At 72.3% G+C, this 25,866-nt stretch carries 22 protein-coding genes; 15 read left to right on the top strand and 7 right to left on the bottom strand.

Going from position 1 to position 25,866, the window contains the following annotated elements:
* Positions 1-16: 16 nt before the first annotated feature.
* A complete protein-coding gene (rsmI, locus tag KY498_RS05545; protein ID WP_191008313.1) occupies positions 17-832 on the top strand; it encodes a 16S rRNA (cytidine(1402)-2'-O)-methyltransferase in 816 nt (271 codons plus the stop codon).
* A gap of 13 nt (positions 833-845) precedes the next feature.
* On the opposite strand, the gene KY498_RS05540 is transcribed toward rsmI, so the two are convergent.
* The 4 genes from KY498_RS05540 to KY498_RS05525 all read right to left on the bottom strand — a co-directional run bounded on the left by KY498_RS05540 (position 846) and on the right by KY498_RS05525 (position 6,820).
* Positions 846-2,795 carry a glycoside hydrolase family 13 protein gene (locus KY498_RS05540; RefSeq protein WP_191008314.1) on the bottom strand — a complete coding sequence of 650 codons (1,950 nt, stop codon included), beginning with the start codon at positions 2,793-2,795 and terminating at the stop codon, positions 846-848.
* A 132-nt stretch (positions 2,796-2,927) separates the two neighbouring features.
* Positions 2,928-3,860 (bottom strand): sugar ABC transporter permease, encoded by a 933-nt coding sequence (locus KY498_RS05535; protein WP_060959322.1) that lies wholly within the window; start codon positions 3,858-3,860, stop codon positions 2,928-2,930.
* A gap of 1 nt (position 3,861) precedes the next feature.
* Positions 3,862-5,493 carry an ABC transporter permease subunit gene (locus KY498_RS05530; RefSeq protein WP_191008315.1) on the bottom strand — a complete coding sequence of 544 codons (1,632 nt, stop codon included), beginning with the start codon at positions 5,491-5,493 and terminating at the stop codon, positions 3,862-3,864.
* Between the two features lie 73 nt (positions 5,494-5,566).
* Positions 5,567-6,820, bottom strand: a complete 1,254-nt coding sequence (locus tag KY498_RS05525; protein WP_191008316.1) for an extracellular solute-binding protein — start codon at positions 6,818-6,820, stop codon at positions 5,567-5,569.
* Between the two features lie 233 nt (positions 6,821-7,053).
* On the opposite strand from KY498_RS05525, the gene KY498_RS05520 reads away from it, so the two are divergent.
* From KY498_RS05520 to KY498_RS05505, 4 genes are all read left to right on the top strand, one after another.
* Positions 7,054-8,067 (top strand): LacI family DNA-binding transcriptional regulator, encoded by a 1,014-nt coding sequence (locus tag KY498_RS05520; RefSeq protein ID WP_060959325.1) that lies wholly within the window; start codon positions 7,054-7,056, stop codon positions 8,065-8,067.
* Between the two features lie 69 nt (positions 8,068-8,136).
* The gene (metG, locus tag KY498_RS05515; protein ID WP_191008317.1) at positions 8,137-9,699 is read left to right on the top strand and encodes a methionine--tRNA ligase; all 1,563 of its coding nucleotides are present in this window, start codon (positions 8,137-8,139) and stop codon (positions 9,697-9,699) included.
* A 134-nt stretch (positions 9,700-9,833) separates the two neighbouring features.
* Entirely contained in the window at positions 9,834-10,727 is an 894-nt protein-coding gene (locus tag KY498_RS05510; RefSeq protein ID WP_191008318.1) for a TatD family hydrolase, read from the top strand.
* Positions 10,728-10,794: 67 nt separating this feature from the next.
* Positions 10,795-11,493, top strand: coding sequence for a hypothetical protein (locus tag KY498_RS05505; RefSeq protein WP_191008319.1), 699 nt, complete (start codon positions 10,795-10,797; stop codon positions 11,491-11,493).
* 29 nt (positions 11,494-11,522) lie between these two features.
* On the opposite strand, the gene KY498_RS05500 is transcribed toward KY498_RS05505, so the two are convergent.
* From KY498_RS05500 to KY498_RS05490, 3 genes are all read right to left on the bottom strand, one after another.
* A complete protein-coding gene (locus tag KY498_RS05500; protein WP_191008320.1) occupies positions 11,523-12,809 on the bottom strand; it encodes an MFS transporter in 1,287 nt (428 codons plus the stop codon).
* Between the two features lie 160 nt (positions 12,810-12,969).
* Positions 12,970-13,926: a LacI family DNA-binding transcriptional regulator gene (locus KY498_RS05495; protein ID WP_101305995.1), complete on the bottom strand. Its 957-nt coding sequence runs from the start codon at positions 13,924-13,926 to the stop codon at positions 12,970-12,972.
* Positions 13,923-15,230, bottom strand: coding sequence for a glutamyl-tRNA reductase (locus KY498_RS05490; protein ID WP_223848892.1), 1,308 nt, complete (start codon positions 15,228-15,230; stop codon positions 13,923-13,925). Before KY498_RS05490 ends, KY498_RS05495 begins: the two co-directional genes overlap by 4 nt.
* Before the next feature lie 151 nt (positions 15,231-15,381).
* Here KY498_RS05490 and hemE point away from each other — a divergent pair, with 151 nt between their 5' ends.
* From hemE to rsmA, 10 genes are read left to right on the top strand one after another with little or no spacing between them, the layout of a single operon-like run.
* Positions 15,382-16,458 carry a uroporphyrinogen decarboxylase gene (gene hemE, locus KY498_RS05485; protein ID WP_223849024.1) on the top strand — a complete coding sequence of 359 codons (1,077 nt, stop codon included), beginning with the start codon at positions 15,382-15,384 and terminating at the stop codon, positions 16,456-16,458.
* Positions 16,455-17,966: an NAD(P)/FAD-dependent oxidoreductase gene (locus KY498_RS05480; RefSeq protein ID WP_223849519.1), complete on the top strand. Its 1,512-nt coding sequence runs from the start codon at positions 16,455-16,457 to the stop codon at positions 17,964-17,966. Before hemE ends, KY498_RS05480 begins: the two co-directional genes overlap by 4 nt.
* 9 nt (positions 17,967-17,975) lie before the next feature.
* Complete coding sequence (hemQ, locus tag KY498_RS05475) at positions 17,976-18,665, top strand: hydrogen peroxide-dependent heme synthase (RefSeq protein WP_191008321.1); 690 nt, start codon at positions 17,976-17,978, stop codon at positions 18,663-18,665.
* Entirely contained in the window at positions 18,665-19,906 is a 1,242-nt protein-coding gene (locus KY498_RS05470; protein WP_219879549.1) for a ferrochelatase, read from the top strand. The genes hemQ and KY498_RS05470 overlap by 1 nt, the downstream gene beginning before the upstream one ends.
* Entirely contained in the window at positions 19,903-21,081 is a 1,179-nt protein-coding gene (gene hemC / locus KY498_RS05465; protein ID WP_223848893.1) for a hydroxymethylbilane synthase, read from the top strand. Before KY498_RS05470 ends, hemC begins: the two co-directional genes overlap by 4 nt.
* Positions 21,078-21,860, top strand: coding sequence for a uroporphyrinogen-III synthase (locus KY498_RS05460; RefSeq protein WP_191008323.1), 783 nt, complete (start codon positions 21,078-21,080; stop codon positions 21,858-21,860). Before hemC ends, KY498_RS05460 begins: the two co-directional genes overlap by 4 nt.
* Positions 21,857-22,852, top strand: coding sequence for a porphobilinogen synthase (gene hemB / locus KY498_RS05455; protein WP_061782172.1), 996 nt, complete (start codon positions 21,857-21,859; stop codon positions 22,850-22,852). The genes KY498_RS05460 and hemB overlap by 4 nt, the downstream gene beginning before the upstream one ends.
* The gene (hemL, locus tag KY498_RS05450) at positions 22,849-24,159 is read left to right on the top strand and encodes a glutamate-1-semialdehyde 2,1-aminomutase (protein ID WP_191008324.1); all 1,311 of its coding nucleotides are present in this window, start codon (positions 22,849-22,851) and stop codon (positions 24,157-24,159) included. Before hemB ends, hemL begins: the two co-directional genes overlap by 4 nt.
* A gap of 20 nt (positions 24,160-24,179) precedes the next feature.
* Positions 24,180-24,896, top strand: a complete 717-nt coding sequence (locus KY498_RS05445) for a hypothetical protein (RefSeq protein ID WP_223848894.1) — start codon at positions 24,180-24,182, stop codon at positions 24,894-24,896.
* A gap of 55 nt (positions 24,897-24,951) precedes the next feature.
* Positions 24,952-25,797: a 16S rRNA (adenine(1518)-N(6)/adenine(1519)-N(6))-dimethyltransferase RsmA gene (gene rsmA, locus KY498_RS05440; protein ID WP_101307195.1), complete on the top strand. Its 846-nt coding sequence runs from the start codon at positions 24,952-24,954 to the stop codon at positions 25,795-25,797.
* Positions 25,798-25,866 lie beyond the last annotated feature (69 nt).

The following is a 25,866-nucleotide window of genomic DNA, read 5'->3' as shown; positions in this document are numbered from 1 at the left end:
AGCCTAAGCTGAAGCGGTGATCATCCTCGGCGCGACTCCCATCGGCAACCTGGGCGACGCCTCGCCGCGGCTGGTCGCGGCCCTGGAGCAGGCGACGGTGATCGCGGCGGAGGACACCCGCACGACGGTGCGGCTGCTGCAGGCGCTCGGCATCGCCAATCGGCCCCGCCTCGTGGCGCTCCACGACCACAACGAGAAGCAGCGCGCGGCCGAGCTCGTCGCCCGTGCCCGCGACGAGGACCTGCTCGTCCTCAGCGACGCCGGCATGCCCACCGTCAGCGACCCCGGATTCGGCCTGGTCGCGGAGGCGGTCGCGCAAGGCGTGACCGTGACCGCGCTGCCCGGTCCGAGCGCGGTGGTGACCGCGCTCGCCGTGGCAGGGCTGCCGACCGACCGGTTCACCTTCGAGGGTTTCCTTCCGCGCAAGGCGGGGGAGCGGGCGCGTGCACTGGGTCTGCTCGCCGCGGAGCCGCGCACGATGGTCTTCTTCGAGGCGCCCTCACGGGTCGCGGAGACGCTGGAGGCCATGGCCGCCGCGTTCGGCGCCGAACGCCCCGCGGCGCTGTGCCGTGAGCTCACGAAGCTCCACGAGGAGGTCGTGCGCGACGGCGTCGGGGCGCTGGCGGCGTGGGCGTCCGGCGGCGTCCGCGGCGAGATCGTCCTCGTGGTGGGCGGCGCGCCCGCCCGGGAGGTGTCCGCCGCGGACGCCGTCGCACACGTGCAGGCGCTCGTGGCCGACGGTGTGCGGCTGAAGGATGCGGCGGCCGAGGTCGCGGCCGCGACGGGGCTGTCGAGCCGCGACCTCTACCAGGCGGTGCTCGCCGCCCGATGACCGGGGAACCCGGTCAGAGCTCCGGTCCGCCGAGCTGGGCGAACGCCTCCGGCGTGGATTCGGCGGACGTCGCGCGGGCGGCGGGCGCGTCGACGCCGGGAAGCGCCCACGCGGCGAACGACGCGCCCGTGCCGCGCAGCCGCACCGCGCCGCTCGGGTCGGCGTCGAGGCGGACCGCGCCGTACAGCGGCCGTGCCGCGTCGGCGCCGATGAGCGCGCCGCTGGGCAGGATCACGTCGAGGTCGGTGGAGGCGGCGACCACGAGCACCGCCTCTTCGGCGCTCTCGCGCACGAAGGCGACGGAGCCGGCGTCGGCGTGCAGCCAGCGCAGGCCGCCGGTCGAGAGTGCGCGGTGGCCTCGGCGCAGCCCGATGAGCTCGCGGTAGAGCGCGATGCGGGCGGCGATCGCGGGCTCGTCGGCCCGGTCCCAGGGGATCGGCGTCCGGCTCATCTCGCCGTCGACCGCCTCGAGGCCGAACTCGTCGCCCGCGTAGACGACCGGAATGCCGGGGAGGGTCATCGACAGCCCCACCGCCGGCACGATCGACTCCTCCGTCGCGTACGTCGCGAAACGGGCCGTGTCGTGGGTGTCGAGCGCGTTCATGGTGCCCAGCTGCACGCGCCACGGGATCTGGCTCGTGAAGCGCTGCAGCTGTCGGACGAACTGCTCCGCGGTGTAGTGCGGCATCCCCGTCGGCAGACCGAAGAACCACATCTCGTCGGTGACGCGTCCGTCGAACCCGCGGTGCGGGAGGGAGCGCGGTTCGGCCAGCCAGGCCCAGACGCCCCGCGTGAACGCCGGATACGTCATCCCGCCGTGCCAGGCGTCGCCCTGCAGGTCGCTGGCCGCGTCGTTGGTGGACTCCGCGAGCAGCAGGGTGTCGTGCGCGACCTCGACCATGGTGCGTCGCAGTGTCTGGCGTACCTGCGCGTTGCGGTCCTCGGCGCCGAGACGGCCCGTCATGTTGGCGACATCGATGCGCCACCCGTCGATGCCGTAGGGGGCCGTCAGCCAGCGGGCGACGACCGACTCGGGGCCTTCGATGAAGCGGCGGCGCAGCTCCGCCGAGCTCCAGTCGAACTTGGGCAGCGTCGCGGCATCCAGCCAGGTCTCGTAGACGGTGTGGGCCTCGTCGCGGAAGTAGTAGAACGCGGCTTCGGGGGCCTCCGGAGACCCGTAGGCGGCGCGGAACCACTCGTGCGCCACTCCGGAGTGGTTGGTCGTCAGGTCGCCGATCACGCGGATGCCGCGGCCGTGCGCGGCCGTGATGAGCCGGCGATACGCGTCGTCGCCGCCGAGCAGCGGATCGACGAGGTCGAAACGGGATGCGTCGTAGCGGTGGTTGGACTCGGCCGGGAAGACGGGCGTGTGGTAGAGCGCCGTGACGCCGAGGTCGACGAGGTGGTCGAGCTTCTCGACGGCACCGTCCAGGTCGCCGCCGTAGAGCTGGCGGCTGCGACCGGGGTGGGTCGGATCCAGCGGTTCGTCCCACGCCGCCGGCAGCGCCCACGGCGGGGCGGGGCGATCGTCCGCCGCGGCGGAGCGCGCGAAGCGGTCCGGGAAGATCTGGTACAGCACGGTGTCGGTCATCCAGGTGGGCGGCGGGTTCCCGGCGACGAGGGCGAAGTCCTGCGCATCGAGGGCGTCGATGTCGGACAGTCCCGTCTGGCTGAGCACCTCGACCCGGCCGTCCGCCGCGACGAGGTGGAAGCGGTAGCCGTGGCGGGGGTTGGCGACCACGATGCGCGCCGACCACCACTCCCATCCCTCGGCGGTCCCGTCGTGCACGGCCTCGACCCAGGCCGGCTCGTGGTCCGGGTTGCTGCGCACGACGACGCGGACGACCGGTCCGTAGTGCGCGGGGACGCGCAGGCGGACGGTGACCTCGTCGCCCAGCGCGGGGTCGGCGTGCGAGACGTGCAACGGCGAGCCGTCGTGGTGCGGGCGTGCGGGATCGATCATGAGAACCTCCGGAAGGATGCCGACGCGCACGTCGGCGATGGATGCGACGTGGTTGCACGGAGGTCCGTGACAGAGCCCTCTGATTGTGTACTGGTGGCGTGTGGTCTGGTGGCGCCGCCGAGCGGCGGAGCCCTACTTCACCGAGCCGGCCGTGAGGCCGCCGACGATGAAGCGCTGCAGCGACAGGAAGAGCGCCATCGGCAGGATGGCGGCGAGCACGGCACCGGCGGCGAAGACGCTCCAGTTGCGCGCGGTCTCCTGCGACACGAACTGATACAGCCCCACGGCCAGCGTCTGCTTGTCGGGATCGACGAGGATGACCGAGGCGATCAGGAAGTCGTTCATCGTGCCGATGAACGAGAGCAGCCCGATCACGGCGAGCACCGGCGCCACCAGGCGCAGGATGATCGTGAAGAAGATGCGGGCGTGCCCCGCCCCGTCGATCTTCGCGGCCTCGTCGATCGAGGCCGGGACGGTGTTGAAGAACCCGTACATCAGGAACGTGTTCACCCCGAGCGCCCCGCCCAGGTAGACCATGATCAGTCCGATCTGGGAGTTGAGTCCCAGCGCCGGGAAGATGTCGCCGATCGCGCTCATCAGCAGGAAGATCGCGACGACGGCGAGCAGCTGCGGGAACATCTGCACCAGCAGGAGCGTGAGCAGGCCGAACCGGCGCCCCGAGAACCGCAGCCGCGAGAACGCATACGCGGCGAGCGCGCACAGCACGACCGTGAAGAAGGAGGTCGTGAGCCCGATGAACACGGAGTTCACGAACCAGTTGCCGTAGGGCCGCAGCGGATCCTGGAAGAGGGCGATGTAGCTGCCGATGTCGACCTTGGCGAACAGGCTGTTGGCCGTCAGCAGCGTTCCGCCGGGGTTCAGCGACGCCGACAGCACGTAGACGAGCGGGAACGCCGCGAACACGAGCATGACGATGCCGACGAGGTGGCGCCAGCCGGTCTCGCGGAACCAGCGGCCGAAGGGGCGCCGCGGGTGCGTCGCGGCCGTCGCGGCCGGTGCCGCGGGTGCCGCGGCGGTGCGGGGGAGGGTGTCCGGGACGGTCATGTCAGTTCAGCTCCTCGAGAACCTTGGTCTGGCGGAAGCTGAGGTAGGAGATGACCGCCACCAGCACGAAGATGATGATCGAGAACGCGCTGGCCAGTCCGTAGTCGCGCTCCGCGCCGACGAAGGCCACCTTGTAGACCATCGAGATGAGGATGTCGCTCGCGCCCACGTTGATGGAGGCGTCCGCGAACCGCGGCCCGCCGCCGGTCAGCATGTAGATCAGGTTGAAGTTGTTGAAATTGAAGGCGAACGACGAGATCAACAGCGGCGCGACCGAGACCAGCAGCAGCGGGAACTTGATGTGGCGGAAGATCTGCCACACACCCGCGCCGTCGACGCGGCCGGCCTCCTGGATGTCGTCGGGGATGGCCTGGATCGCCCCCGTGGTGACGAGGAACATGTAGGGGAAGCCGAGCCAGAGGTTCACGACCAGGATGGAGATCTTGGACAGCAGAGGGTCCTGCAGCCACGGGATCGACGCCCCGCCCAGGATCGTCTGGTTGATGAAGCCGAAGTCCTGGTTGAACATGCCCTGCCAGACCAGGGCGGACAGGAAGGCGGGGAAGGCGTAGGGCAGGATCATGATGACCCGGTAGTACTTCTTGCTCTTCATCCGCGGATCGTTGAACACGATCGCCAGGAACAGGCCGAGGGCGAACGTGGTCGCCACCGACAGGATCGCGAACACGAACGTCCAGACGAGCACCGCGAGGAACGGGCCCCGGATGGACTCGGTCGTGAACGCCCGTACGAAGTTGTCGCCGCCGACCCAGACCTGCCAGCCGGTGGCGAGGGTCTGCCCGTCGGCGGACGCGAACGAGCCGTTGCCGTTGTCGGTGTAGACGACACCGGTGTCGGTGTTCGTCATCGTGCCGGCATCCGCGTCCCACACGAGCGTCGAGACGTACTGGTAGGCCGTCGAGCCGTCGCGGGTCTGCAGAGTGCCGTCGTTCGGATCGTCCGAGAAGGGGACGGCCATCGCGGACACGGCCTGCTGGTCGGCGACGAGACGGGCGAAGTCCAGCGTCGTGTAGCCGGGCAGCGAGACGGCGCGGTCGCCGGAGAACTCGGCATCCGGCGCCGCGGCGAGAGGCCGGTCGGCGCCGCCGATCTCGGCCTGTCCGTCCGGCGTGGTGACCAGGAAGAAGAGGGCGCCGTCCTTCTCGAGTACCGACACGGGGTAGGCGGCGGAGTCCTCGACGCGCTGCTGGTTCTGGATGAGGAGCGCGTTGACCGCATCGTCCTTGCTGGACACGTGGCCCGAGCCGTAGTTGGTGAAGGCGATGTAGATGCAGTACAGGACGACGAAGATCTGGAAGACGAAGAGGAAGACGAGCCCGGGGGTCAGGTACTTCGCGGGAAGCAGGCCCGGCTTCAGGTACACGACGTTGATCGCGAGGATGCCGAGGGCGACGACGGCGGCGACGAGGAGGCTGTCCTTGGTCAGCAGCACCAGGATCGCGTAGACCGCCATCGCGTCGATGATGCCGAGGCAGACGATCTTGACCAGCCACACCTTCCAGCCGGCACCGGCGGCTTCCGCCCAGGCCTCGGCGCGTCTGCGGCGCCGAGCGGCGGCGCGGTCTTCGGGCGCACGCGTCGGGGGCGGCGCGGCGATGGTGGGGCCAGTCATCTTCGACTCCTGTCGGAAAGGGTGGGGGAGCGGTCGAGGAGGGGCGGCGGTGCGGCCGCCCCTCCTCGCGGGATCAGCCGAGCTTGCTCGTGATCGAGTCGGCCATCGTGGTCCACTCCGCCGCCGGGTCGGAGACACCCTTGATGAGGGCGGCCTCCGTCTTGCCCCAGTCGTCCCAGACCGAGCCCATCTGCGGGATCGAGGGCATCGGCACGGCGTTCGCGCCGACCTTCGCGAAGCCCTCGACGATCGGGTCGGACTGCGCGGCCTCGAAGGCGGCGGTCAGTGCCGGCGGACGTCCGCCGGCCTGGAAGAGCGCCGTCTGGACGTCGGCGGTGGCGATGTAGTTGACCAGGAACTCGTTGGCGATGAGGGCGTTGCTGCTCTTGGCGCTGAGGAAGAACGTCTGCACGCCGGCGAACGGCTGGGCGTCGCCGCCGCCCGCGGTGGGGATGGCGTCGACGGCGACGTCGATGCCGGCCTTCTGGGCATCCGCGACGTTCCACGGGCCGGTCAGGAAGTACGGCGACTTGCCGGCGTTGAAGGCCTCCTTGGCGAGGTCGCCGGAGAGGTTCAGGTTCAGCACCTTGGTGCCGGTGTCGCCCTGCGCGGCGAGCCAGGCGGCGAACTTCTGTCCGCCCTCGTCGCCGATGGTGAGCTTGCCGGCGTCGTAGGAGCCGTCGGCGTTGCGGGCGAAGACCGAGGTGCCGAACGACGTCTGGAACGGGTAGAGGTGGTACGGGTCGGACGCCTGCGGGTCGAGTCCGACGACGAACGGGTACTCCGTGCCGGCGGCGCGGCCCTTGGCGATCATCTCGTCGTAGGTGGCCGGAGTCGAGTCGGCCAGCGCGGTGTTGCGCAGCACCGCGATGTTCTCGATCGCGTAGGGCAGTCCGTAGGTCTTGCCTTCGTAGGTGACGGCTTCGACGGCGACCTTCTCGAAGTCGGCGGCCTTGTCGCCGAGCTCGACCGGGGCGACGATGCCGTCCTTGACGAACGCGCCGATCCAGTCGTGGCCGCCGATGGTGATGTCCGGGCCCTTCCCGGTCGGAACCTGCGCGGTGAACTCGTCGCGGATCTTGCCGTAGTCCTTGACGACGAGGTTGACCTTCACGCCCTTGTCCTGCTCGAACTTCTTCGCGACGTCCTCCAGGGCGCGTGCGCGGTCGGCGTCGACCCAGACGGTCAGCTGGCCGCTGGTCGCGGCCCCCGCGTCTGCGCTGCCGGTGGGCTGTGCACTCGAGCCGCCGGAGCAGCCGGCCAGTGCCAGGATGCCGGACGCGACGAGCAGTCCGAGGGCGACGGCGCCCTTCTTCTTCACCTTCATCGGTGTGCCTCTCTCTGGGATCACAGGGGGAGAGGGGCCGTAGCTCGGCTGCTCCGCCGCCCTGGGGTGATGTCGCACCGGGTGCGAACGCCCTCAATTGTGCGGTCGGAAATCGAAAGATAACGGCTTCGTTATCGAACTGTGACCGGTTACAGTCTTCCGACTGTGATCGGTTACAGTGAGGGGTGCTCTTCGAGCGGGAATCGTTGTAGACACCGGTAGAGTCGGCTCTCGTGACACCGAGTGACGTGCCGAGGAAGCCGACCATCCGCGACGTGGCCGCGGCGGCCGGCGTCTCGTACGGAACGGTGTCGCGTGTGCTCAACGGCGGACACTGGGTGTCGCCCGAGGCTCGGGCCGCCGTCGACGCCGCGATCGTCTCCACGGGCTACACCACCAACCAGGCGGCGCGGAGCCTTGCGACCGGGAAGACCGGCTCCCTCGCCTTCCTGCTGACCGAGTCGCAGCACGTCCTCCTGTCCGACCCGAACATGGCGCTGCTGCTGCGCGGCGCGACCGACGCGGTCTCCGAGCGGGGGATGACGCTCGTGCTCCTCATCGCCGACACCGAGCGCGAGCAGGCCAACGCCGAACGCTACGTCCGCGCCGGTCACGTGGACGGCGTGCTGCTCGTCTCCTCGCACGACTCCGACGATCTGCTCGGCTCGCTCGTGAACGCCGGCGTGCCGACGGTGTGCTCCGGCATCCCCCTGTGGGAGGGTCTCGCCGTGCCGCACGTCGCGATCGACGAGGTGGGCTCGGCACGCACGATGACGCGGCACCTCATGGATGCCGGACACCGCCGCATCGCCCTGATCACCGGGCCGCTGGACACCCCCAGCGGACGCTTCCGCCTCGACGGCTTCCGCGAGGAGCTCGGTGAGCGCTTCGACGAGGACCTCGTCGAGGTCGTGGCGTTCACGCGCGACGCCGGCGCCGCGGCGATGTCCCGCCTCCTGGAGCGGGCCCCCGACGTGGATGCCGTGTTCGCCGCCAGCGACCTGCTCGCCGTCGGCGCGGCGCAGACGCTCGCCGCGCAGGGGCGCCGCATCCCGCAGGACATCGCGCTCGCCGGCTTCGACGACTCGGGTCTCGCCGAGGCGCACACGCCGCCTCTGACCACGATCCGCCAGCCCTGGGCGCAGATCAGCGCGACCATGGTCGAGATGGTCATGGACGCCATCGCCGGCCGCCAGCGCGACGCCGTCGTCCTTCCCACGACGCTGATCGTCCGCGAGAGCGCCTGACGGCGCGTAAGGGCTCCGCGGCGTCGTCACACGGGGGAGGCGACGGTCGCCCCGAACTAGAATCGACGGGTGACATCTGGTCAGTCCTTCTACATCACGACGCCGATCTACTACCCGAGCGATCTGCCGCACATCGGCCACGGGTACACGACGGTCGCCGTCGACACCCTCGCGCGCTGGCATCGCCAGGCGGGAGACGACACCTGGATGCTCACCGGCACCGATGAGCACGGGCAGAAGATGCTCCGCGCGGCGGCCGCGAACGGTGTGACGCCGCAGGAGTGGGTCGACAAGCTCGTCACCGAGTCGTGGTTCCCGCTGCTGAAGACGCTCGACGTCGCCAACGACGACTTCATCCGCACGACGCAGCCGCGCCACGAGGAGCGCGTGCAGCAGTTCGTGAAGGCGCTCTACGACCGCGGCTACATCTACGCGGGCGAGTACGAGGCGCTGTACTGCGTCGGCTGCGAGGAGTTCAAGCCGGAGGCGGAGATCGTCGACGGCACCGGGGCGTTCGAGGGCCTCAAGGTCTGCGCGATCCACTCCAAGCCGTTGGAGCTGCTGCAGGAGAAGAACTACTTCTTCAAGCTGAGCGAGTTCCAGGACCGCCTGCTGGAGCTCTACAAGACCGAGCCCGACTTCGTGCGGCCCGAGTCGGCGCGCAACGAGGTGGTCTCGTTCGTGCGGTCAGGGCTCAAGGACCTGTCGATCTCCCGCTCGGCGTTCGACTGGGGCATCACCGTGCCGTGGGACCCGTCACACGTCATCTACGTGTGGGTCGACGCGCTGCTCAACTACGCGACCGCGGTCGGGTACGGCACCGATCCCGACCAGTTCGCGCGGCGCTGGCCGGCCTACCACGTGGTCGGCAAGGACATCCTCCGCTTCCACGCCGTCATCTGGCCCGCCATGCTGATGGCGGCCGGGCTCGACGTGCCCCGCGGCGTGTTCGCCCACGGGTGGCTGCTCGTCGGCGGCGAGAAGATGTCGAAGTCCAAGCTGACCGGCATCGCCCCGACCGAGATCACCGACGTGTTCGGTTCGGACGCGTACCGGTTCTACTTCCTCTCGGCGATCGCGTTCGGCCAGGATGGCTCGTTCTCGTGGGAGGACCTGTCGGCGCGCTACCAGGCCGAGCTCGCGAACGGTTTCGGCAACCTCGCCTCGCGCACGACCGCGATGATCGAGAAGTACTTCGAGGGCATCGTGCCGCCGCCGGCCGCGTACACGGAGGGCGACCTCGGCATCCAGAAGATCGTGGCGGATGCCGCGTCGGCCGCCGATGCGGCGATGGAGCGGTTCCGTCCCGACGAGGCCATCGCCGCGATCTGGACGATCGTGGATGCGCTGAACGGCTACATCACCGAGAACGCGCCGTGGGCGCTGGCGAAGGATGACGCCCAGCGCGCGCGCCTCGCAACGGTGCTGTACACGGCGGCGGAGGGTCTGCGCGCCCTCGCGGTGCTGCTCAGCCCGGTGATGCCGGTGGCGACGCAGAAGCTGTGGGTGGCGCTCGGGCATGCGGGGCGTCTGCAGGACCAGCCGCTGCGTGAGGCCGGGAACTGGGGCGTGCTCGTCCCCGGTACGAGCGTGAACGGGCTCGAGCCGCTGTTCCCGCGCATCGACCAGTAGGAATTCCCGCCCGTCTGTGTCCCACTTGCGGCGCGGCATGTCCCCAAAGATGCTCCCTGGGGGTGCGCTATCCGACAGAGAGTGGGACACGGACACGCGGCGGGGCCAGTGCGCCGGAGCGAAGCAGAGAGGGGATGCCGGTGAGTGACGCCGTTGATCCGTCGACGTACGTCCGCGTGCGTGAGAAGAGCGCGCGCGACGTCTCGTACCCGCCGGCGCCGGAACCCCTGCCCGTGCCGGTGTACGACAACCACACGCACCTGGAGATCGAGGACGGCGAGGGGCTGCCGCTCGACGAGCAGCTGCGTCGCGCGGTCGAGGTGAACGTGATCGGGGCCGTGCAGGCCGGCGGCGACATCGAATCGAGCCGGTGGTCGGCGTGGGCCGCGGCATCCCACCCCCGCGTGCTCGCGGCGGTGGCGATCCATCCCAACGAGGCACCCGCGTATGCCGAGCGGGGCATGCTCGCCGAGGCGATCGCCGTGATCGACGAGCTCGCCGCGCAGCCGCGCGTGCGCGCGATCGGCGAGACGGGGCTGGACTTCTTCCGCACCGACGAGACGGGACGTCCCGCGCAGTTCGAGAGCTTCGAGGCGCACATCGCGCTGGCGAAGAAGCACGCCATCGCGATGCAGATCCACGACCGCGACGCGCACGAGGCCGTGCTGGAGACGCTGGAGCGGGTCGGTGCCCCCGAGCGGACGGTGTTCCACTGCTTCTCCGGCGACGCCGACATGGCGCGCATCGCCGCCGACCGCGGCTACTGGCTGAGCTTCGCGGGCAACATCACCTTCAAGAACGCGCAGAGCCTGCGCGACGCGCTGGCGGTGACGCCGCGCGAGCGGATCCTCGTCGAGACCGACGCGCCGTTCCTCACGCCCACGCCGCTGCGCGGTCGGCCGAACGCGCCGTACCTGATCCCGGTGACGGTGCGCTTCATGGCCGAGGAGCTCGGGATGCCGCTCGATGAGCTGTGCGCGCAGTTGGCGGCCAACACGCTCGCGGTCTACGGCGCGTTCGAGGACTGAGCGGCGCCGATCGGCCGACTCGTCCCACTCGCTCCCGGCATCGCCCCCCGTCCGTCACACTGGGGATATGGAGTTCGGCGGGGTCCTCCCGGAAGACGCGCCCGATCCGAGAGTCGCCTCGGAGGCGCGGCTGCGCGCCGTCGCCTTCCCGGTCTTCCAGTTGCGCCCGCAACCGGGCATCACACGTCTGCCGATCACGGGCTTCACGGAGAGTTCGGGGTGGGCAGGTCACGAAGAGCTGACGGTGGAGTTCTCCTACACACTGTGGCGGTACCCCGAGGACCGCTCCGATCCGAGGAATGAGATCGAACTCGACGAGCAGACACGGCGTTCCATCGAGGAGGAACCGCCGTGGGGGCGACCAGCCTGGCTCGTCGAACAGGCCCAGTTCTTCCGATACCCGATGCTGTGGAGCGCCGTCCGTACGGCGTGGCAGGCGTCGCCCGACCCGGAGAGGCATGCGCTCGCCCCGCTGCTCGTCGACCACACCAATGACGTGCTGCGCAACGTCTACCGCGAGGAGCTGGGGCTGCCGGCGATTCCCACAGGTTTCCCGGATGACGGCGACTGGCGCGCGACGCCGACGTCGGTGGCCCCGGCCTCGCTCACCGTCGACGGCCGCGACTGCTCCGGCCTGCACATCGACACCGACCCGTTCGTCTACGCGTTCGGGTTCCGTGCAGACGACAGTGTCGTCTGCACGATCGTGCTGCCGCGGGACAGTCTGCCGTTTCTCGACCTGGGGATCACGACCCTGCCACGATGAGACGCGCACGCGCGGACGTTCGTGCCTCGTCACCGGGGCTCGTCGGCACCGCTGTCCGTCTCTGCCAGCACCGGCTTCGCCGCGGCGATCGATGAGATCGAGCGCCAGACGAGGATGAGCGTCAACGCCGATCCGCCGAACGCGAACCACCAGGGCGCCGTCAGGCCCCAGGTCTGAGCGATCACGCCGCCGAGCGCCTGACCGATCACGAGCCCGGCGAAGACGCCGACCATGTTCACCGACGCGATGCGGCCCTGGAGCGCCAACGGCACGAGGCGCTGGCGGACGGTGGTCGAGATCGTGGCCCACACGAACGCGTACACGCCGAAGCCGAACATGATCACGAACGCGATCGCCGGCACCGTCGTCAGCGCGAAGGCGAGATGCATGACCACTTCGAGCGTCAGACACACCCGCATGAGCGTCGCGAACGAGACCCGCCTCTCCAGCGCGCCGAAGATCGCGATCCCGACGAGCCCACCCAGCGCGGATGCCGTCGTCAGCGCTCCGTAGCCGACCGGCCCCATGCCGAGGTGGTCGGTGGCGTACAGGACGAGGATGCCCCAGGGAGCGGCCCAGGTGATGTTGAAGACCAGGATGATCATCACGAGCGTGCGCACCGGCGGGTTCGCGCGCAGCCAGCGAAGGCCCTCGCGGATCGGCTGGGCGGGCCGCTCGGCATCCGCCTTTTCGCGCTCGGGGATCGGCGTACGGGCGATCCGTGCGATGAGCACGATGGCCAGTGTCACGCAGACGATCTGGGTCAGGAACGGCCAGAACGATCCCATCGCGAACAGGAAGGCGCCGAGCGGCGGACCGGCGAGCTGGTTCGCGACCAGGTAGCCGGCCTGCAGCCGGGCGTTGCCGAGACCGAGATCCGCGGGGCGTACGAGCATCGGCAGCAGCGTGCTGCCGGCGGTGTCGGCGAACACCTCCGCCGTGCCGTACAGGAACGCGGCCACCAGCACGATCCACACGGTCACGGCGCCGGTCACGAGGAAGGCGACCAGGCCCGCGACGACGAGCGCGCGCAGCGCGTTCGCGACGATCACCAGGCGACGGCGGTCGTGATGGTCGGCGACCGAGCCCGCGAACAGTCCGAACAGCAGCCACGGCAGATACTGCATCATCGCGCCGGCGGCGACGAGGATCGGCGAGCTCGTCAGCGAGGCGATGAGCAACGGGGATGCCGACAGTGCGATGCCGTCGCCGAGGTTGCTCGTCCACGACGAGGCCAGCAGCCAGCGGAAGTCGCGGCCGAGGCGGCGCGGCGCGACGATCTCGCCGAGGGGGCGGCGGGTTCCGAGCGTGGGCATCCTGACATCGTAGGTGCGGCCGCCGACGTGCCGAACTCCTCCAGAATCATGACCGCCGCGCGGCGGACGCCGCGAAACCGGGGCTCCGCGGCCGCGGGCCGGCGGCGTTGGAGGAGTTCGGGACGAGTCGGCGGGCCGCAGGCCGCGCCGGCCGTCGGGCTCAGCGGGTGGTCGAGCCGCGGACGAGCTCGTACGGCAGCTCGATCGAGCGCGGCGCCTCGCCGGCGTCGAGCGCGGCGAACATGACCTCGGGGGCCTTCTCGGGGTGCAGGCACAGGTGGGTGACGCCCAGCCGGGTGTTCATCTCGCAGTCGATCGTGCACAGGACGAGCAGCTGCACGTCGCGCGGCATGACCGTGTCGATCTCCTCCAGGTGCAGGTAGATCTCCGGCCCCTCCTCGCAGTACGCGAAGACGGCGTCGACGTCGGCATCCAGGAGCTCGTGCAGCGCGGGCACGAGGCGTCGGCGCCCGGCGTCCACCCGGGCCACCAACGGTGTGCGCCCGTTGAGGGCGCTCCAGGCGAGGTAGGCGCTCTCGCCGAGCTGGTCGCGCGGGACCTCGCTCTCGTCCACGAGGAACCCGATGCGCTGCGCTCCGGCGTCGGCCAGATGCGCGAGGCCCGCGCGCACGGCCGCGGCGTAGCCGGTGCGGATCGTCAGCACTCCGCCGGGGACGGTGAGGTCGTTCGCGGCGACGGGGATGCCGGCGGCCACGGCGTCGCGCAGGATCGTGCGGTCATCGGCGGGGTCGGGGAAGTAGAGCGCGTCGATCTGCGCGCCCGACAGGAGGTCGGGGCGGCTGTCGGGCAGCACCGTCACGGTGAAGCCCCGCGTCGCCCCCGCCTCGACGAGCGCGTCGAGCTGGCGTGCGCGCTGCAGCGCCCGGCGCCCGTCCTGCAGCGAGTTGGCGGCCATGACGAAGCCGATCGACATCGTGCGGCCGCTGCGCAGCGCGCTCGCGTGCTTGTTGGGCGCGTAGCCCAGTTCGGCCGCGACGGCCTTGATGCGCTCCCGCGTCTCCGCGCTGAGGTTGCCGCGGCCGTTGAGCGCCTGGCTGATCGCCGCCGTCGACACCCCCGCCCGCGCGGCGACGTCGCGGAGCGTGACGCGTGTCATCCGCGTCCGCCGTCGCCGTCGCCGTGGTCGCGCGCGTCGCCGTCATCCGTGCGGGTGCGGGGATCGCCGGCGGCGGGGAAGACGGTGTCCACCGCGTGGGTCCAGGCCGTTCCGGAGCCCGCGGCGGCCAGCGTGTGCCCCTGGGAGATCAGCCCGTGCAGCAGCGCGCCGGAGAAGTGCCGCAGGGCGGCCTCGGTCTCCGCGCTCCCGCCGCGGGTGCGCGCCCGCTCGAGCTCGCGGTCGAGCACCGCCTGAACGTGGGTGCGCATGTGGACCACCGCCGGTGCCACCTCGTGCACGCGCCGCGCCATCGCGTGACGCTGCGCCGCGGTCTGCACGATGAGGCGGGCCTCGCCGATGGTGGCGAACTCGTCGATCGGTGCGTGCACGCGGATGGTGTCGAGGTCGAGCAGCTCGATCTCCGGAAGCGATCGGAGCCCCGGATCGACGTTGCGCGGCATCCCGAGATCGATGATCAGCTGCGGCGTGGCCAGTCCGGCGCGCGCGGCGCCGTGGTTCTCCACGTCGAGGGCGTAGGTGTCGGTCGTGGTCGTGCAGGTGACGATGACGTCGGCGCGGGCGGCCTCGGCGGCGAAGTCCTCGGCCGACACCGCCGTCAGGTGCTCCCGCTTCGCGAAGCGGTCGCGGCCGGAGCGCGAGTGCACGCGGATGTCGACGGCGCCGACGTCGCGCAGGGCCGCGAGGGATGCCGCCGCGTAGCGCCCCGTGCCGATCAGGAGCACGCGGGCCTGTTCCCAGGAGCCGAGGCGGGAGCCGGCGAGCTCGACGGCCAGTCGCACGAGCGATCGGCCCGACTCGCCGAGCCTGGTCGAGTTCTTGACGGCGCGCGAGGTCTCCGTCGCGCGCTGGAAGAGATGCTCGAGGGGCGCGGTCGTGACCCCCTCCCGCCGGGCGGCGTCGAGGGCGCGGCGCACCTGTCCGGCGATCTCGTCCTCGCCGACGGCGACCGAGTCCAGGCCCGACGCCACCGAGAAGAGATGCTGCGCGACGTGGTTGCCGTGCGCGAAGTCGACCGTCTCGCGCACGTCGCGGAAGGGGAGCGCCGACAGCTCGGCGAGGCGTTCCATCGCGGCATCCATCGCCGGCAGCGGCGAGGCCTCGTCGGGCCCGTCGGCCAGGTCGAAGTAGGCCTCGAACCGGTTGCAGGTGGCCAGCACGACCGCTCCGCGGATGCTCTCGTGCGCCGCCGTCAGGTCGGTCGCGACGGTGTCTCCGACGACCGACAGCCGCTCCAACGCCTCGAGGGGAGTGGTGCGCTGATGGGCGGAGAGGCAGACGAGCACGCGGGTCCAGTCGGATTCGGATCGGAAGGGAACGTGATTAGTATAACGATTAACGCCCACTCGAGTCCGTCCCGTCGGGAGCATCATCATCACCTCCTCCATCGCCGCCGCCGCTCACCCCCTGACCGCGCACGGCACCTCCGCCTCACGTCTGGTCCGTGCCCTCCGCGGCGAGCGTCCCGAGACGACGCCGGTCTGGTTCATGCGCCAGGCCGGGCGCTCCCTGCCCGAGTACCGGGCGCTGCGCGCCACCGGCACGATGCTCGACGCGTGCCTCACCCCCGAGCTCGCCAGCGAGATCACGATGCAGCCGGTGCGGCGGCACGGCGTGGATGCCGCGGTCTTCTTCAGCGACATCATCGTGCCGCTGCACCTCGTCGGAGTGGAGGTCGAGATCGCGGCCGGTCGCGGTCCCGTCTTCCGCCACCCGGTGCGGACGGCGGCCGAGATCTCCGACCTCGTGCGGATCGACCCCGCTCTCGTGGAGGAGCGCGGCGACGCCGTCGTGGAGGCGGTGCAGCGCACCGTGGCGATGCTCGCGGAGGAGGGCGACCGCCGCGGCGAGGCGCTTCCCCTCATCGGTTTCGCCGGAGCGCCGTTCACGCTCGCGGCCTACCTCGTCGAGGGCGGTCCGTCCAAGGATCACCTCGCCGCCCGCAGCCTCATCCACTCCGAGCCGGCTGCCTGGGCCGACCTCACCGCCTGGCTCGCCGAGGTCACCGGCCGCTTCCTCGCCCTCCAGGTGCGTGCCGGGGCGAGTGCGGCGCAGCTGTTCGACTCGTGGGCCGGCGCGCTCGCCCCGGCCGACTACCGGCGTGCCGTGCTCCCGGCATCCGCGGCCGCGCTGGAGCCCGCCCGCGCCCTGCGCGGGGAGGGCATCGACGTGCCCCTGATCCACTTCGGCGTCGGCACGGGCGAGATCCTCGCCGACATGGCCTCGATCGGCGTGGATGCGCTCGGCGTCGACTACCGCGTCGACCTCGACGACGCGGTGGCCCGGATCGGCCGCGACGTCACGGTGCAGGGAAACCTCGACCCGGCGCTGCTGTTCGCTCCGGAGGACGTGCGCCGCCGCGCCGCGCACGCCGCCCTCGGTGCCGGGCTCGCCGCGCGGGCGCACGTGTTCAACCTCGGCCACGGCGTGCCGATGAACACCGATCCCGCCGTGCTCACCGACCTCGTGCGCACCGTGCACGACTGGCGCGCCCCCGCGGAGTCCGTGCGGTGAGTGCCGTCTCCACGGCGCCGCCCGCGACGGATGCCGACGTCATCGTCGTCGGCGCCGGCATGGGCGGGCTCGTCGTCGCCCATGACCTCGCCCGCGCCGGGTACGACGTGATCGTCGTCGACGCGGCGTCCGAGGTCGGCGGGCTGCTGCGGCGGGGAACGATCGCCGGCGTGGACATCGACCTCGGCGCGGAGTCGTTCGCCACGCGCACCGACGCCGTCGCCACCCTCGTGGCCGATGCCGGGCTCGACCTGGAGCTGGTCGCGCCGCGCCCGCAGGGCGCGTGGCTCGCGGTGGCCACCGAGGACGGCGTCACCCGCGCCCGCCTGCCGCGACGGACCGTTCTCGGCATCCCCGCCGACCCCGAGGCCGACGACGTCGTCGCGATCATCGGTGCCGACGGCGCCGCGCGGGCCCGGGCCGAGCGGCGCCTGCCGGTCGAGGCGGATGCGGAGCCGTCGTTGTACGACCTCGTCGCCGATCGTCTCGGCGCTCGCGTGGCCGACCGTCTCGTCGACACGCTGTGCCGCAGCGTCTACTCGCGGCCCGCCGCCGACGCGCGGCTGTCCGCGCTGCACCCCGGCCTCTGGCGCGAGTTCGTCGCGCGGGGCTCGCTCCTCGAGGCCGCGGATGCCGTGGCGACCGGTCAACGCGCCGGCGCCGCCGTCGGCGGTGTCCGCGGGGGCATGTGGCGGCTTCCGGCGGAGCTCGCGGATGCCGCGGCGGCGCACGGCGCGAAGATCCGCACCGGCGTCGCGGTGCGTGCCGTGCGGTCGGATGCCGAGACGGTCACGGTCGACACGGCCGGCGGATCGCTGTCGGCGCGTCACGTCGTGATCGCGACGGGCCCCGCGGAGGCGGCGCGTCTGCTGGCGGGTGCGGGCGTTTCGACTCGCTCCGCTCGCTCAACGACCGGCCGCGCCCCCCGGTCGTTGAGCGAGGAGCGTGTCCGCGCCCCCCGGTCGTTGAGCGAGGAGCGCAGCGACGAGTCGAAACGCGCCCCCGCGCCGACGGCGGCGGGTGTCCGCCTCGTCGCCGCCGCCATCGCGCACCCCGGCCTCGCCGTCGAGCCGGTCGGATCGGGCGTCATCGCCGACCCGGCGCTGCCGACGGCGGCCAAGGCGCTCACCCACATCTCCGCCAAATGGGACTGGGCGCGCGCGGCGGTCCCCGACGGCATCCACCTCGTGCGGCTGTCCGCCCGCGACGCCGCCGCCGGCACCCTCGCCTCGGCCGACGACGTCGCGCGCGAGGTCTCGATCCTCACCGGCGTCGAGGTGGCCGCCGCCGACGTCGTCGACCTGGTCGTCCAGGAGTGGCCGGATGCCGTCGCCGCGGCCGCCGCTCCCGACGGGCTTCCGGCGCACGTCCATGCGGCCGGGGCCGTCGCGGCAGGGACGGGCCTGGCCTCCGTCATCCCGCACGCCCGCGCGCTCGCCGCCCGCATCGACGGTGCGCTGGCCGCATCCCCATCGCCGACCTCTCTTCCCACCCACCCGGTTTCCTAGGAGCACCGCATGACCGCACAGACCCCGCTCGGATACACCCTCTTCGCCGTCCTCGCCGGGCCCCGCCCGCGCGTCGCCGCGACGGACGCGGCGGCGATCGCCGAGCTCTCCGAGGCCGTCGCCGCGGTGACGGCCGGCGGCGTCACCGTCCGCGGCCTGTACGACGTCACCGGCATGCGCGCCGAGGCCGACCTCATGATCTGGCTGCACACCACGCCCGGCGAGGTCGACGACCCGGCCATCCTGCAGAAGGCGCTGCGCACCCTCCGGCGCACCGCGGCGCTGGAAGCGCACACGGCGGTCTGGACGGCGATGGGCGTGCACCGGGAGGCGGAGTTCAACAAGCGGCACGTGCCCGGCTACCTCCGCGGCGAGAGCGCCCGCGGCTGGCTGTGCCTGTACCCGTTCGTGCGCAGCTACGAGTGGTACCTGCTGCCCGACGAGGAGCGCGCCGCGATGCTCGCCGAGCACGGCCGCAAGGGTGCCCGCTTCACCGACGTCGTCGCGAACACCGTCTCCACGTTCGGCCTGAGCGACTACGAGTGGCTGCTGCCGCTGGAGAGCGACGACCCGATCCACCTCGTCGACATGATGCGCGACCTGCGCGCCACCGACGCGCGCCGCCACGTGCGCGAAGAGGTGCCGTTCTACACCGGCCGACGGCTCGAGCTGGACGAGCTCGCGGAGGTGCTGAGCTGATGGCCGAGAACATCGCCCCCCGCGCCGCAGCTGCGGCGCCGTTCCGCCCCAAGCCGGCGCGCGCGAGTGCCGCTCCCGTCTGCGGCGACGGATGCCGGGTGCCGGCCGCGACCGCGGCGACGTGCGCCGGCGAGCCGCACGTCAGCGTCCCGACGGCGTATGACGGCGTGCTGCTGCTGGGTTTCGGCGGCCCCGAGGGTCAGAACGACGTGATCCCGTTCCTGCGCAACGTCACGGCGGGCCGCGGCATCCCCGACGAGCGCCTGGAGGAGGTCGCGCATCATTACCGCCACTTCGGCGGCGTCTCGCCGATCAACGAGCACAATCGCGAGCTGAAGGCGGCCCTGGACGCCGAGCTCGCCGCGCGCGGGCTCGACCTGCCGGTCTACTGGGGCAACCGCAACTGGATGCCGTACGTCGCCGACGCGCTGCAGGATGCTCACGATGCCGGTCATCGGCGCCTGCTCGCGATCGCGACGAGCGCGTACAGCTCGTACTCGTCGTGCCGGCAGTATCGCGAAGACCTGGCGGATGCCGTGGAGGCGACCGGCCTGTCCGGCGAGGTCGAGATCGACAAGGTGCGCCAGTTCTTCGACCACCCGGGCTTCGTCACGCCGTTCGCCGAGGGCGTCGCCGAGGGACTCGCCGCCCTCCACGCGCAGGGCTTCGCCGACGATCAGATCGAGATCCTCTTCTCCACCCACTCGATCCCGAACAGCGACGCCGACCGCTCCGGTCCGCCCGAGCGCGGGTTCGGCGCCGGCGGGGCCTACGTCGCGCAGCACACCGCGGTCGCCGAGGCGATCATGGCGCGCCTCGCCTCGTCGTGCGCCTGGCAGCTCGTCTTCCAGAGCCGGTCGGGCCCGCCGCAGGTGCCGTGGCTCGAGCCCGACATCAACGACGCGATGGCCGAGCTCCCGGCCCGCGGGCGCCGGGCCGTGCTGATCGTGCCGCTCGGCTTCGTCAGCGACCACATGGAGGTGCTCTGGGACCTCGACACCGAGGCGATGGAGACCGCCGAGGAGCTCGGCCTGATCGCCCTGCGCACGCCCACCCCCGGCACGCATCCGGCGTACGTGTCGGGTCTCGTCGATCTGATGGTCGAGCGCCTGGACGGCACCCCGGCCGTGGACCGTCCCCACGAGACCGACCTCGGCCCCTGGTACGACGTGTGCCGTCCCGGATGCTGCGAGAACAAGCGCCTGGGCTTCCAGCCCGCGCTCGCCGGGATCGCGCCGTGACCGTGACCGACGCGTCCGGCGCCGCGCCGCTGCGCCTCGGCACCCGTGCGAGCCTGCTCGCCACCACGCAGTCGGGCCACGTCGCCGCGGCGCTCCGGGCGGCGACCGGCCGCGAGGTGGAGCTCGTGCCGATCACGACGGCGGGCGACGTGCTCACGGGGCCCCTTGCACAGCTCGGCGGCACCGGTGTCTTCGTCGCGGCGCTTCGCGAAGCCCTCCTCCGCGGGGAGTGCGACCTCGTGGTGCACTCGATGAAGGATCTGCCGACCGCCGAGGTCGACGGCCTCGCGATCGCCGCCGTGCCGCCGCGCGCACCCGTGGGCGATGTGCTGTGCGCCCGCGACGGCCTCACGCTCGACACCCTGCCGCACGGCGCGGTCGTCGGCAGCGGCTCGCCCCGCCGGGTCGCACAGCTGCTCCGGCGCCGGCCCGATCTGCAGGTCCGCGGCATCCGCGGCAACGTCGACACACGGCTGCGGAAGGTCGACGAGGGGGAGTACGACGCGATCGTGCTCGCCGAGGCCGGCCTCACCCGCATCGGCCGCACCGACCGGATCACCGACCGCTTCGCCGCGGACGGCTGGCCGACATCGGCCGGGCAGGGTGCGCTGGCGGTCGAGGTGCGATCGGACTCCGCGGTCGCCGCGCAGATCGCCGCGATCAGCGATGCGGATGCCGAGGTCACCGCGCTCTGGGAGCGCGCCGTGCTGCGGCTGCTGGAGGCCGGCTGCGCCGCGCCGGTCGGCATCTCGGCCCGGCTCGCGGAGGCCGCGGGTGCGGACGTTTCGACGCGCTCCGCTCGCTCAACGACCGGTGGCCTCCTCCCGGTCGTTGAGCGAGGGCCGCAGGCCCGAGTCGAAACGCTCGGCGCGGCGGCGGGTGCGGACGTTTCGACTCGCTCCGCTCGCTCAACGACCGGTGGCCTCCTCCCGGTCGTTGAGCGAGGGCCGCAGGCCCGAGTCGAAACGCCCGTCACGCTGGTCGCCGAGGTCTACGCCCTCGACGGCGCCCGCGCCGTCCGCGTCGCGCACACCGCCACCCGCGAGGAGCTGGCCGACGCCGCCGGGCGCGATCTCGCCGCGGCATCCGTCGTCGCGGCGCTCATGGATGCCGGCGCCGGCGATCTCGCCGACCTCGGCCCGCGCGCCACCGGCGCGGAGGGAGCCGGACGGTGACCGCCCTGGAGGGGGCGCGGGTGCTCGTGCCGCGCGGCGGCGCCTGGGGTGAGCGGGTCGCGCAGGAGCTCGCGGCGCGCGGCGCCCGGCCCGTGATCGCACCCGTGATCCGCACCGCGCCGCCCCGCGACGCCGCCGCGCGCGACGCGACGTTCACCGCGCTCGCCGACGGGCGCTACGCGTGGCTCTTCGTCACCAGCGCCGCGAGCGTCGAGCAGCTCGCCGGCTTCCTCTCCGCGCAGCGGCGGACCCTGCCGGACACCCTCGAGATCGCCGCCGTCGGTCCGTCCACGGCCCGCGCGGTGGGTGCCCTCGGTGCGCGCGTCGCGTTCGTCCCCGGAGGACGCTCGTCGGCGCAGACGATGATCGTGCAGTGGACCGCGGCGCACGACGCGGCATCCACCGGGCGCTGCCTCGTCGTCCGCTCGGACCTCGCCGCCGCGGTCGTCAGCGACGAGCTCGAGCTGCGCGGGTTCGCGGTGGACGTCTGCATCGGCTACCGCACCGTCGGCGTCGACCTCGACCCGGAGGTCGCGGGGGAGCTGCACGACGGGCGGTTCGACATCGTCCTGCTCACCTCGCTGAGCGTCGGCCGCGAGCTGCGCCGCCAGGTCGGCACCCTCCCGGCATCCACCCTCGTCGCCTCGATCGGCCCGGGCACGACGCGCGACGCCGAGCGTCTCGGCTTCACCGTCGGCCACACCGCCCGCACGCAGAGCATCGACGCCCTCATCGCCGAGCTCGACTCCTCATCCCGACGTCTGGAGGTCACCCCATGACCACGTTCCCCGTCCGCCGCCTGCGGCGCCTCCGGCAGACGCCGGCGCTGCGCCGGCTCGTGTCCGAGACCGACCTGAGCGCGCGTCGTCTCGTGCTGCCGGTGTTCGTCAAGGAGGGCATCGCCCAGGCGCAGCCCATCGCCAGCATGCCCGGCGTCCAGCAGTACCCGATCGAGCAGCTCGCCGCGCTCGTCGACGACGCCGCGGAGGCCGGCATCGGCGGCATCATGCTCTTCGGCGTTCCCGCGGTGCGCGACGCCGTCGGCAGCGGCGCGACCGACCCCGACGGCATCCTCAACCGGGCGATCGCCGTCGCGGCGCGCGCGGCGGCCGGGCGCCTCACGGTGCAGGCCGACCTCTGCCTCGACGAGTTCACCGACCACGGCCACTGCGGCGTGCTCGCCGCCGACGGGAGCGTCGACAACGACGCGACCCTCGAGGTGTACGCGCGGATGGCCGTCGCCCAGGCGGAGGCCGGCGCCGACGTCCTGGGCCTGTCCGGCATGATGGACGGCCAGGTCGCCGCGTGCCGTGCCGCCCTGGATGCGGGGGGACGCAGCGACGTCGTGATCCTCGCCTACTCCGCCAAGTACGCCTCCGCCTTCTACGGCCCCTTCCGCGACGCCGTCGAGTCGACGCTCACCGGCGACCGCCGCACCTACCAGCTCGACCCGGCCAACGGCCGCGAGGGCGTGCAGGAGGCGCTCGCCGACATCGACGAGGGCGCCGACATCGTCATGGTCAAGCCCGCCGGGCCCTACCTCGACGTGCTGGCCGAGGTCGCCGCCGTCTCGTCGGTGCCGGTCTGGGCCTACCAGGTGTCGGGCGAGTACGCGATGATCGAGCACGCCGCCGCGGCCGGGGTCATCGACCGCGAGCGTGCGATCGGGGAGACCCTCCTCGGCATCCGCCGCGCCGGCGCCGAGGCGATTCTGACGTACTGGGCGATCGAGGTCGCCGGCTGGATCCGAGAGGGACGCGCACTCGCATGACCGACACCAACGACGCCCTGTTCACCCGGGCCCGCGCCGTCATCCCGGGCGGTGTGGACTCGCCCGTGCGCGCCTACGGGTCCGTCGGCGGCACGCCGCGCTTCCTCGTCGAGGCCGCGGGTCCGTACGTGACGGATGCCGAGGGCCGCCGCTACGTCGACCTCGTCGCCAGCTGGGGTCCGGCGCTGCTCGGCCACGCCCACGCCGAGGTCGTCGCCGCCGTGCAGGAGGCCGCGGCACGCGGCCTGTCCTTCGGGGCGCCCACGCCCGCCGAGGCGGAACTGGTCGAGCTCATCGTCGAGCGGGTGCCCGCCGTGCAGAAGGCGCGGCTGGTCTCCACCGGCACCGAGGCGACCATGACGGCGATCCGTCTGGCGCGCGGCGCCACCGGCCGCGACCTGCTCGTGAAGTTCGCCGGTCACTACCACGGGCACTCCGATGGCCTGCTCGCGGCAGCAGGGTCGGGGCTCGCGACCTTCGCGCTGCCCGGGTCGGCCGGCGTGCCCGAGGCGGTCGCGGCGCAGACGCTCGTCGTGCCGTACAACGACCGGGTCGCGCTGCAGGAGGCCTTCGCCGCCCACCCCGGTCGCATCGCCGCGGTCATCACCGAGGCCGCGGCCGCGAACATGGGTGTCGTGGCCCCGGCATCCGGGTTCTCGGCCTTCCTCGCCGACCTCTGCCGGCGTGAGGGCGCCCTGCTGATCAGCGACGAGGTGCTCACGGGTTTCCGCGCCGCGCCGGGCGGCTACGCGCAGGTGCTCGCGGAGGCGGGGGAGACGGTCGTCCCCGACCTCGTCACGTTCGGCAAGGTGATCGGCGGGGGTCTGCCGGTCGCGGCCGTCGGCGGTCGCGCCGACGTCATGGATCTGCTGGCCCCGCTCGGTCCCGTGTATCAGGCGGGGACGCTGAGCGGGAACCCGGTCGCCGTGGCCGCTGGACTGGCGACCCTCCGTCTCGCCGACGACGCCGTCTACCTCCGGCTGGGACAGGCCGCCGACGCGGTCGCCGACGCGACCGCGCGCGCGCTGGCCGAGGCCGGAGTGCCCCACGTGCTGCAGCGGGCGGGAACCCTCTTCAGCGTGTTCTTCGGTGCGGACGTCGTCGGCGGGGTGCCCGACTACGGGGCGGCGCAGCGACAGGACACCGCCGCCTACGGCCGGTTCTTCCACGCGATGCTGGATGCCGGGATCTCGCTGCCGCCGTCCGCCTTCGAGGCCTGGTTCCTCACCGCCGCCCACGACGACGCGGCCGTCGCGCAGATCGTCGACGCCCTGCCCGCGGCCGCCCGCGCCGCGGCCGCCGCGTAGGTTCCCGCGGAGAGGACGGGATGCCGCGGGCCGAGCCGCGGCATCCCGTCCTCGATTTGCGACATCTCCTCGGCACCGGCCCCGGCAACGGCACCAACAACGGCACCGACCCGGCCGCGGAGGACGCCGTGTCGGAGGCTCCCTCTAGCGTGTCGACCATGGACACCGACGAGCTGTTTCTGCGTTCCGACGCCGCCCTGCGCGACGTGATCGACCGGATCGACCCGGCCGATCTCACCCGTCCGGCACCGTCCGAATGGACCTCCACGGCGGATCCCACCTTCCGCGACATCCTTCAGGCGCACACCTACGACGAGGCCTGGGTCCCCGACGTCCTGCGCGGGCGCGCATCGGCCGACGGCGACGACCTGCGGGGAGTCGACCTGCTCGGCGACGATCCGATCGGCGCGTACGACGCCCGCAACGACGCCGCGACGGCGGCGGTCCGCGCCGGCGGTTACGCCGACACCTTCCGGTTCAGCTACGGCGACTACCCGGCCGCCGAGGGTCTCGCCCACCTCGCCACCTACCGGGCGTTCCAGGCGTGGCTCATCGCGAAGCACCTCGGCATCCCGTTCCACTTCACCCCCGAGCTGATCGCCGGTCTCGAGGAGCACGTCGTCTCGTTCGCCGAGGAGTGGCGCGCGTGGGGTGTTTTCCCGCCGGCGGTCGATCCGCCCGAGGGGGCCGACGACGAGACGCGCCTGCTGTGCGCCGTCGGCTACTGGATCCCCTAGGCCGCGGATCCCGCCGGCTCGGGCGGCCGCACGCATCACGGATAGGCTGGTGCGCATGCCCGTGACCCTGCTCGGAGCCGCCGAGATCCGCGCGCTCGCCGCCGACCTCGACGTCACTCCGACCAAGAAGCTGGGGCAGAACTTCGTCGTCGACGCCAACACGGTGCGAAAGATCGTCCACGTCGCGGAGGTGACCGCCGCCGACCGCGTCGTCGAGGTCGGGCCGGGACTCGGCTCGCTCACCCTCGCCATCCTCGAGACGGGCGCGCCCGTCACCGCCGTCGAGATCGACCACCGCCTCGCGGAGCGGCTGCCGGCCACCGCCGCGGCCCACGGCGTCGCCGACGGTGCGCTGACGGTCGTGGATGCCGACGCCCTCCGTGTCACGGCGCTGCCGGGCGATCCGAACGTGCTCGTCGCGAACCTGCCCTACAACGTCAGCGTGCCGGTGCTCCTGCACTTCATGGAGACCTTTCCCGGTCTCGAGCGCGGCGTCGTGATGGTGCAGGCCGAGGTGGGGGAGCGCCTCGCGGCGCCTCCCGGATCGAAGGTCTACGGCGCCCCGAGCGTCAAGGCGGCCTGGTACGGCGCGTGGCGGCTGGCGGGCACGGTGTCGCGGCAGGTCTTCTGGCCGGTGCCGAACGTCGACAGCGTGCTGGTCGGATTCCGCCGAGATCCGCAGCCCCGCGGCGACGAGACCCTCCGCCGCGCCACCTTCCGGGTCGTGGATGCCGCCTTCCAGCAGCGCCGCAAGATGCTGCGCCAGGCGCTTGCCCCGCTCCTCGGCGGCTCATCGGCGGCGGCGACCGCGGTGCTGGAGGCGGCCGGAGTGGACCCCACGGCCCGGGGCGAGCAGCTGACGATCGACCACTTCGTGGCCGTCGCCCGCGCCTCCCGCTGACCGCGCGCCGGCGGCGACCTCGACACGACGCGCAACGTTCACCGCGCGGTCACGAAACATGTCTGTAAC

The organism is Microbacterium sp. PAMC21962 (assembly GCF_019443465.1).
Classification (GTDB): Bacteria; Actinomycetota; Actinomycetes; order Actinomycetales; family Microbacteriaceae; genus Microbacterium; species Microbacterium hominis.
Note: the sequence above shows the minus strand (reverse complement) of the source record. Positions and strands in the feature narration are given on the sequence as shown.

What these genes read in the sequence shown, in the direction of transcription:
- KY498_RS05540 (WP_191008314.1), bottom strand. Translation starts at nt 2,795, where the DNA reads ATGATCGATCCCGCACGCCCGCACCACGACGGCTCGCCGTTGCACGTC.
- KY498_RS05535 (WP_060959322.1), bottom strand. Translation starts at nt 3,860, where the DNA reads ATGACCGTCCCGGACACCCTCCCCCGCACCGCCGCGGCACCCGCGGCA.
- KY498_RS05530 (WP_191008315.1), bottom strand. Translation starts at nt 5,493, where the DNA reads ATGACTGGCCCCACCATCGCCGCGCCGCCCCCGACGCGTGCGCCCGAA.
- KY498_RS05525 (WP_191008316.1), bottom strand. Translation starts at nt 6,820, where the DNA reads ATGAAGGTGAAGAAGAAGGGCGCCGTCGCCCTCGGACTGCTCGTCGCG.
- KY498_RS05510 (WP_191008318.1), top strand. Translation starts at nt 9,834, where the DNA reads ATGCCGGTGAGTGACGCCGTTGATCCGTCGACGTACGTCCGCGTGCGT.
- KY498_RS05505 (WP_191008319.1), top strand. Translation starts at nt 10,795, where the DNA reads ATGGAGTTCGGCGGGGTCCTCCCGGAAGACGCGCCCGATCCGAGAGTC.
- KY498_RS05500 (WP_191008320.1), bottom strand. Translation starts at nt 12,809, where the DNA reads ATGCCCACGCTCGGAACCCGCCGCCCCCTCGGCGAGATCGTCGCGCCG.
- KY498_RS05495 (WP_101305995.1), bottom strand. Translation starts at nt 13,926, where the DNA reads ATGACACGCGTCACGCTCCGCGACGTCGCCGCGCGGGCGGGGGTGTCG.
- hemQ (WP_191008321.1), top strand. Translation starts at nt 17,976, where the DNA reads ATGACCGCACAGACCCCGCTCGGATACACCCTCTTCGCCGTCCTCGCC.
- KY498_RS05470 (WP_219879549.1), top strand. Translation starts at nt 18,665, where the DNA reads ATGGCCGAGAACATCGCCCCCCGCGCCGCAGCTGCGGCGCCGTTCCGC.
- hemB (WP_061782172.1), top strand. Translation starts at nt 21,857, where the DNA reads ATGACCACGTTCCCCGTCCGCCGCCTGCGGCGCCTCCGGCAGACGCCG.
- hemL (WP_191008324.1), top strand. Translation starts at nt 22,849, where the DNA reads ATGACCGACACCAACGACGCCCTGTTCACCCGGGCCCGCGCCGTCATC.
- KY498_RS05445 (WP_223848894.1), top strand. Translation starts at nt 24,180, where the DNA reads ATGCCGCGGGCCGAGCCGCGGCATCCCGTCCTCGATTTGCGACATCTC.
- rsmA (WP_101307195.1), top strand. Translation starts at nt 24,952, where the DNA reads ATGCCCGTGACCCTGCTCGGAGCCGCCGAGATCCGCGCGCTCGCCGCC.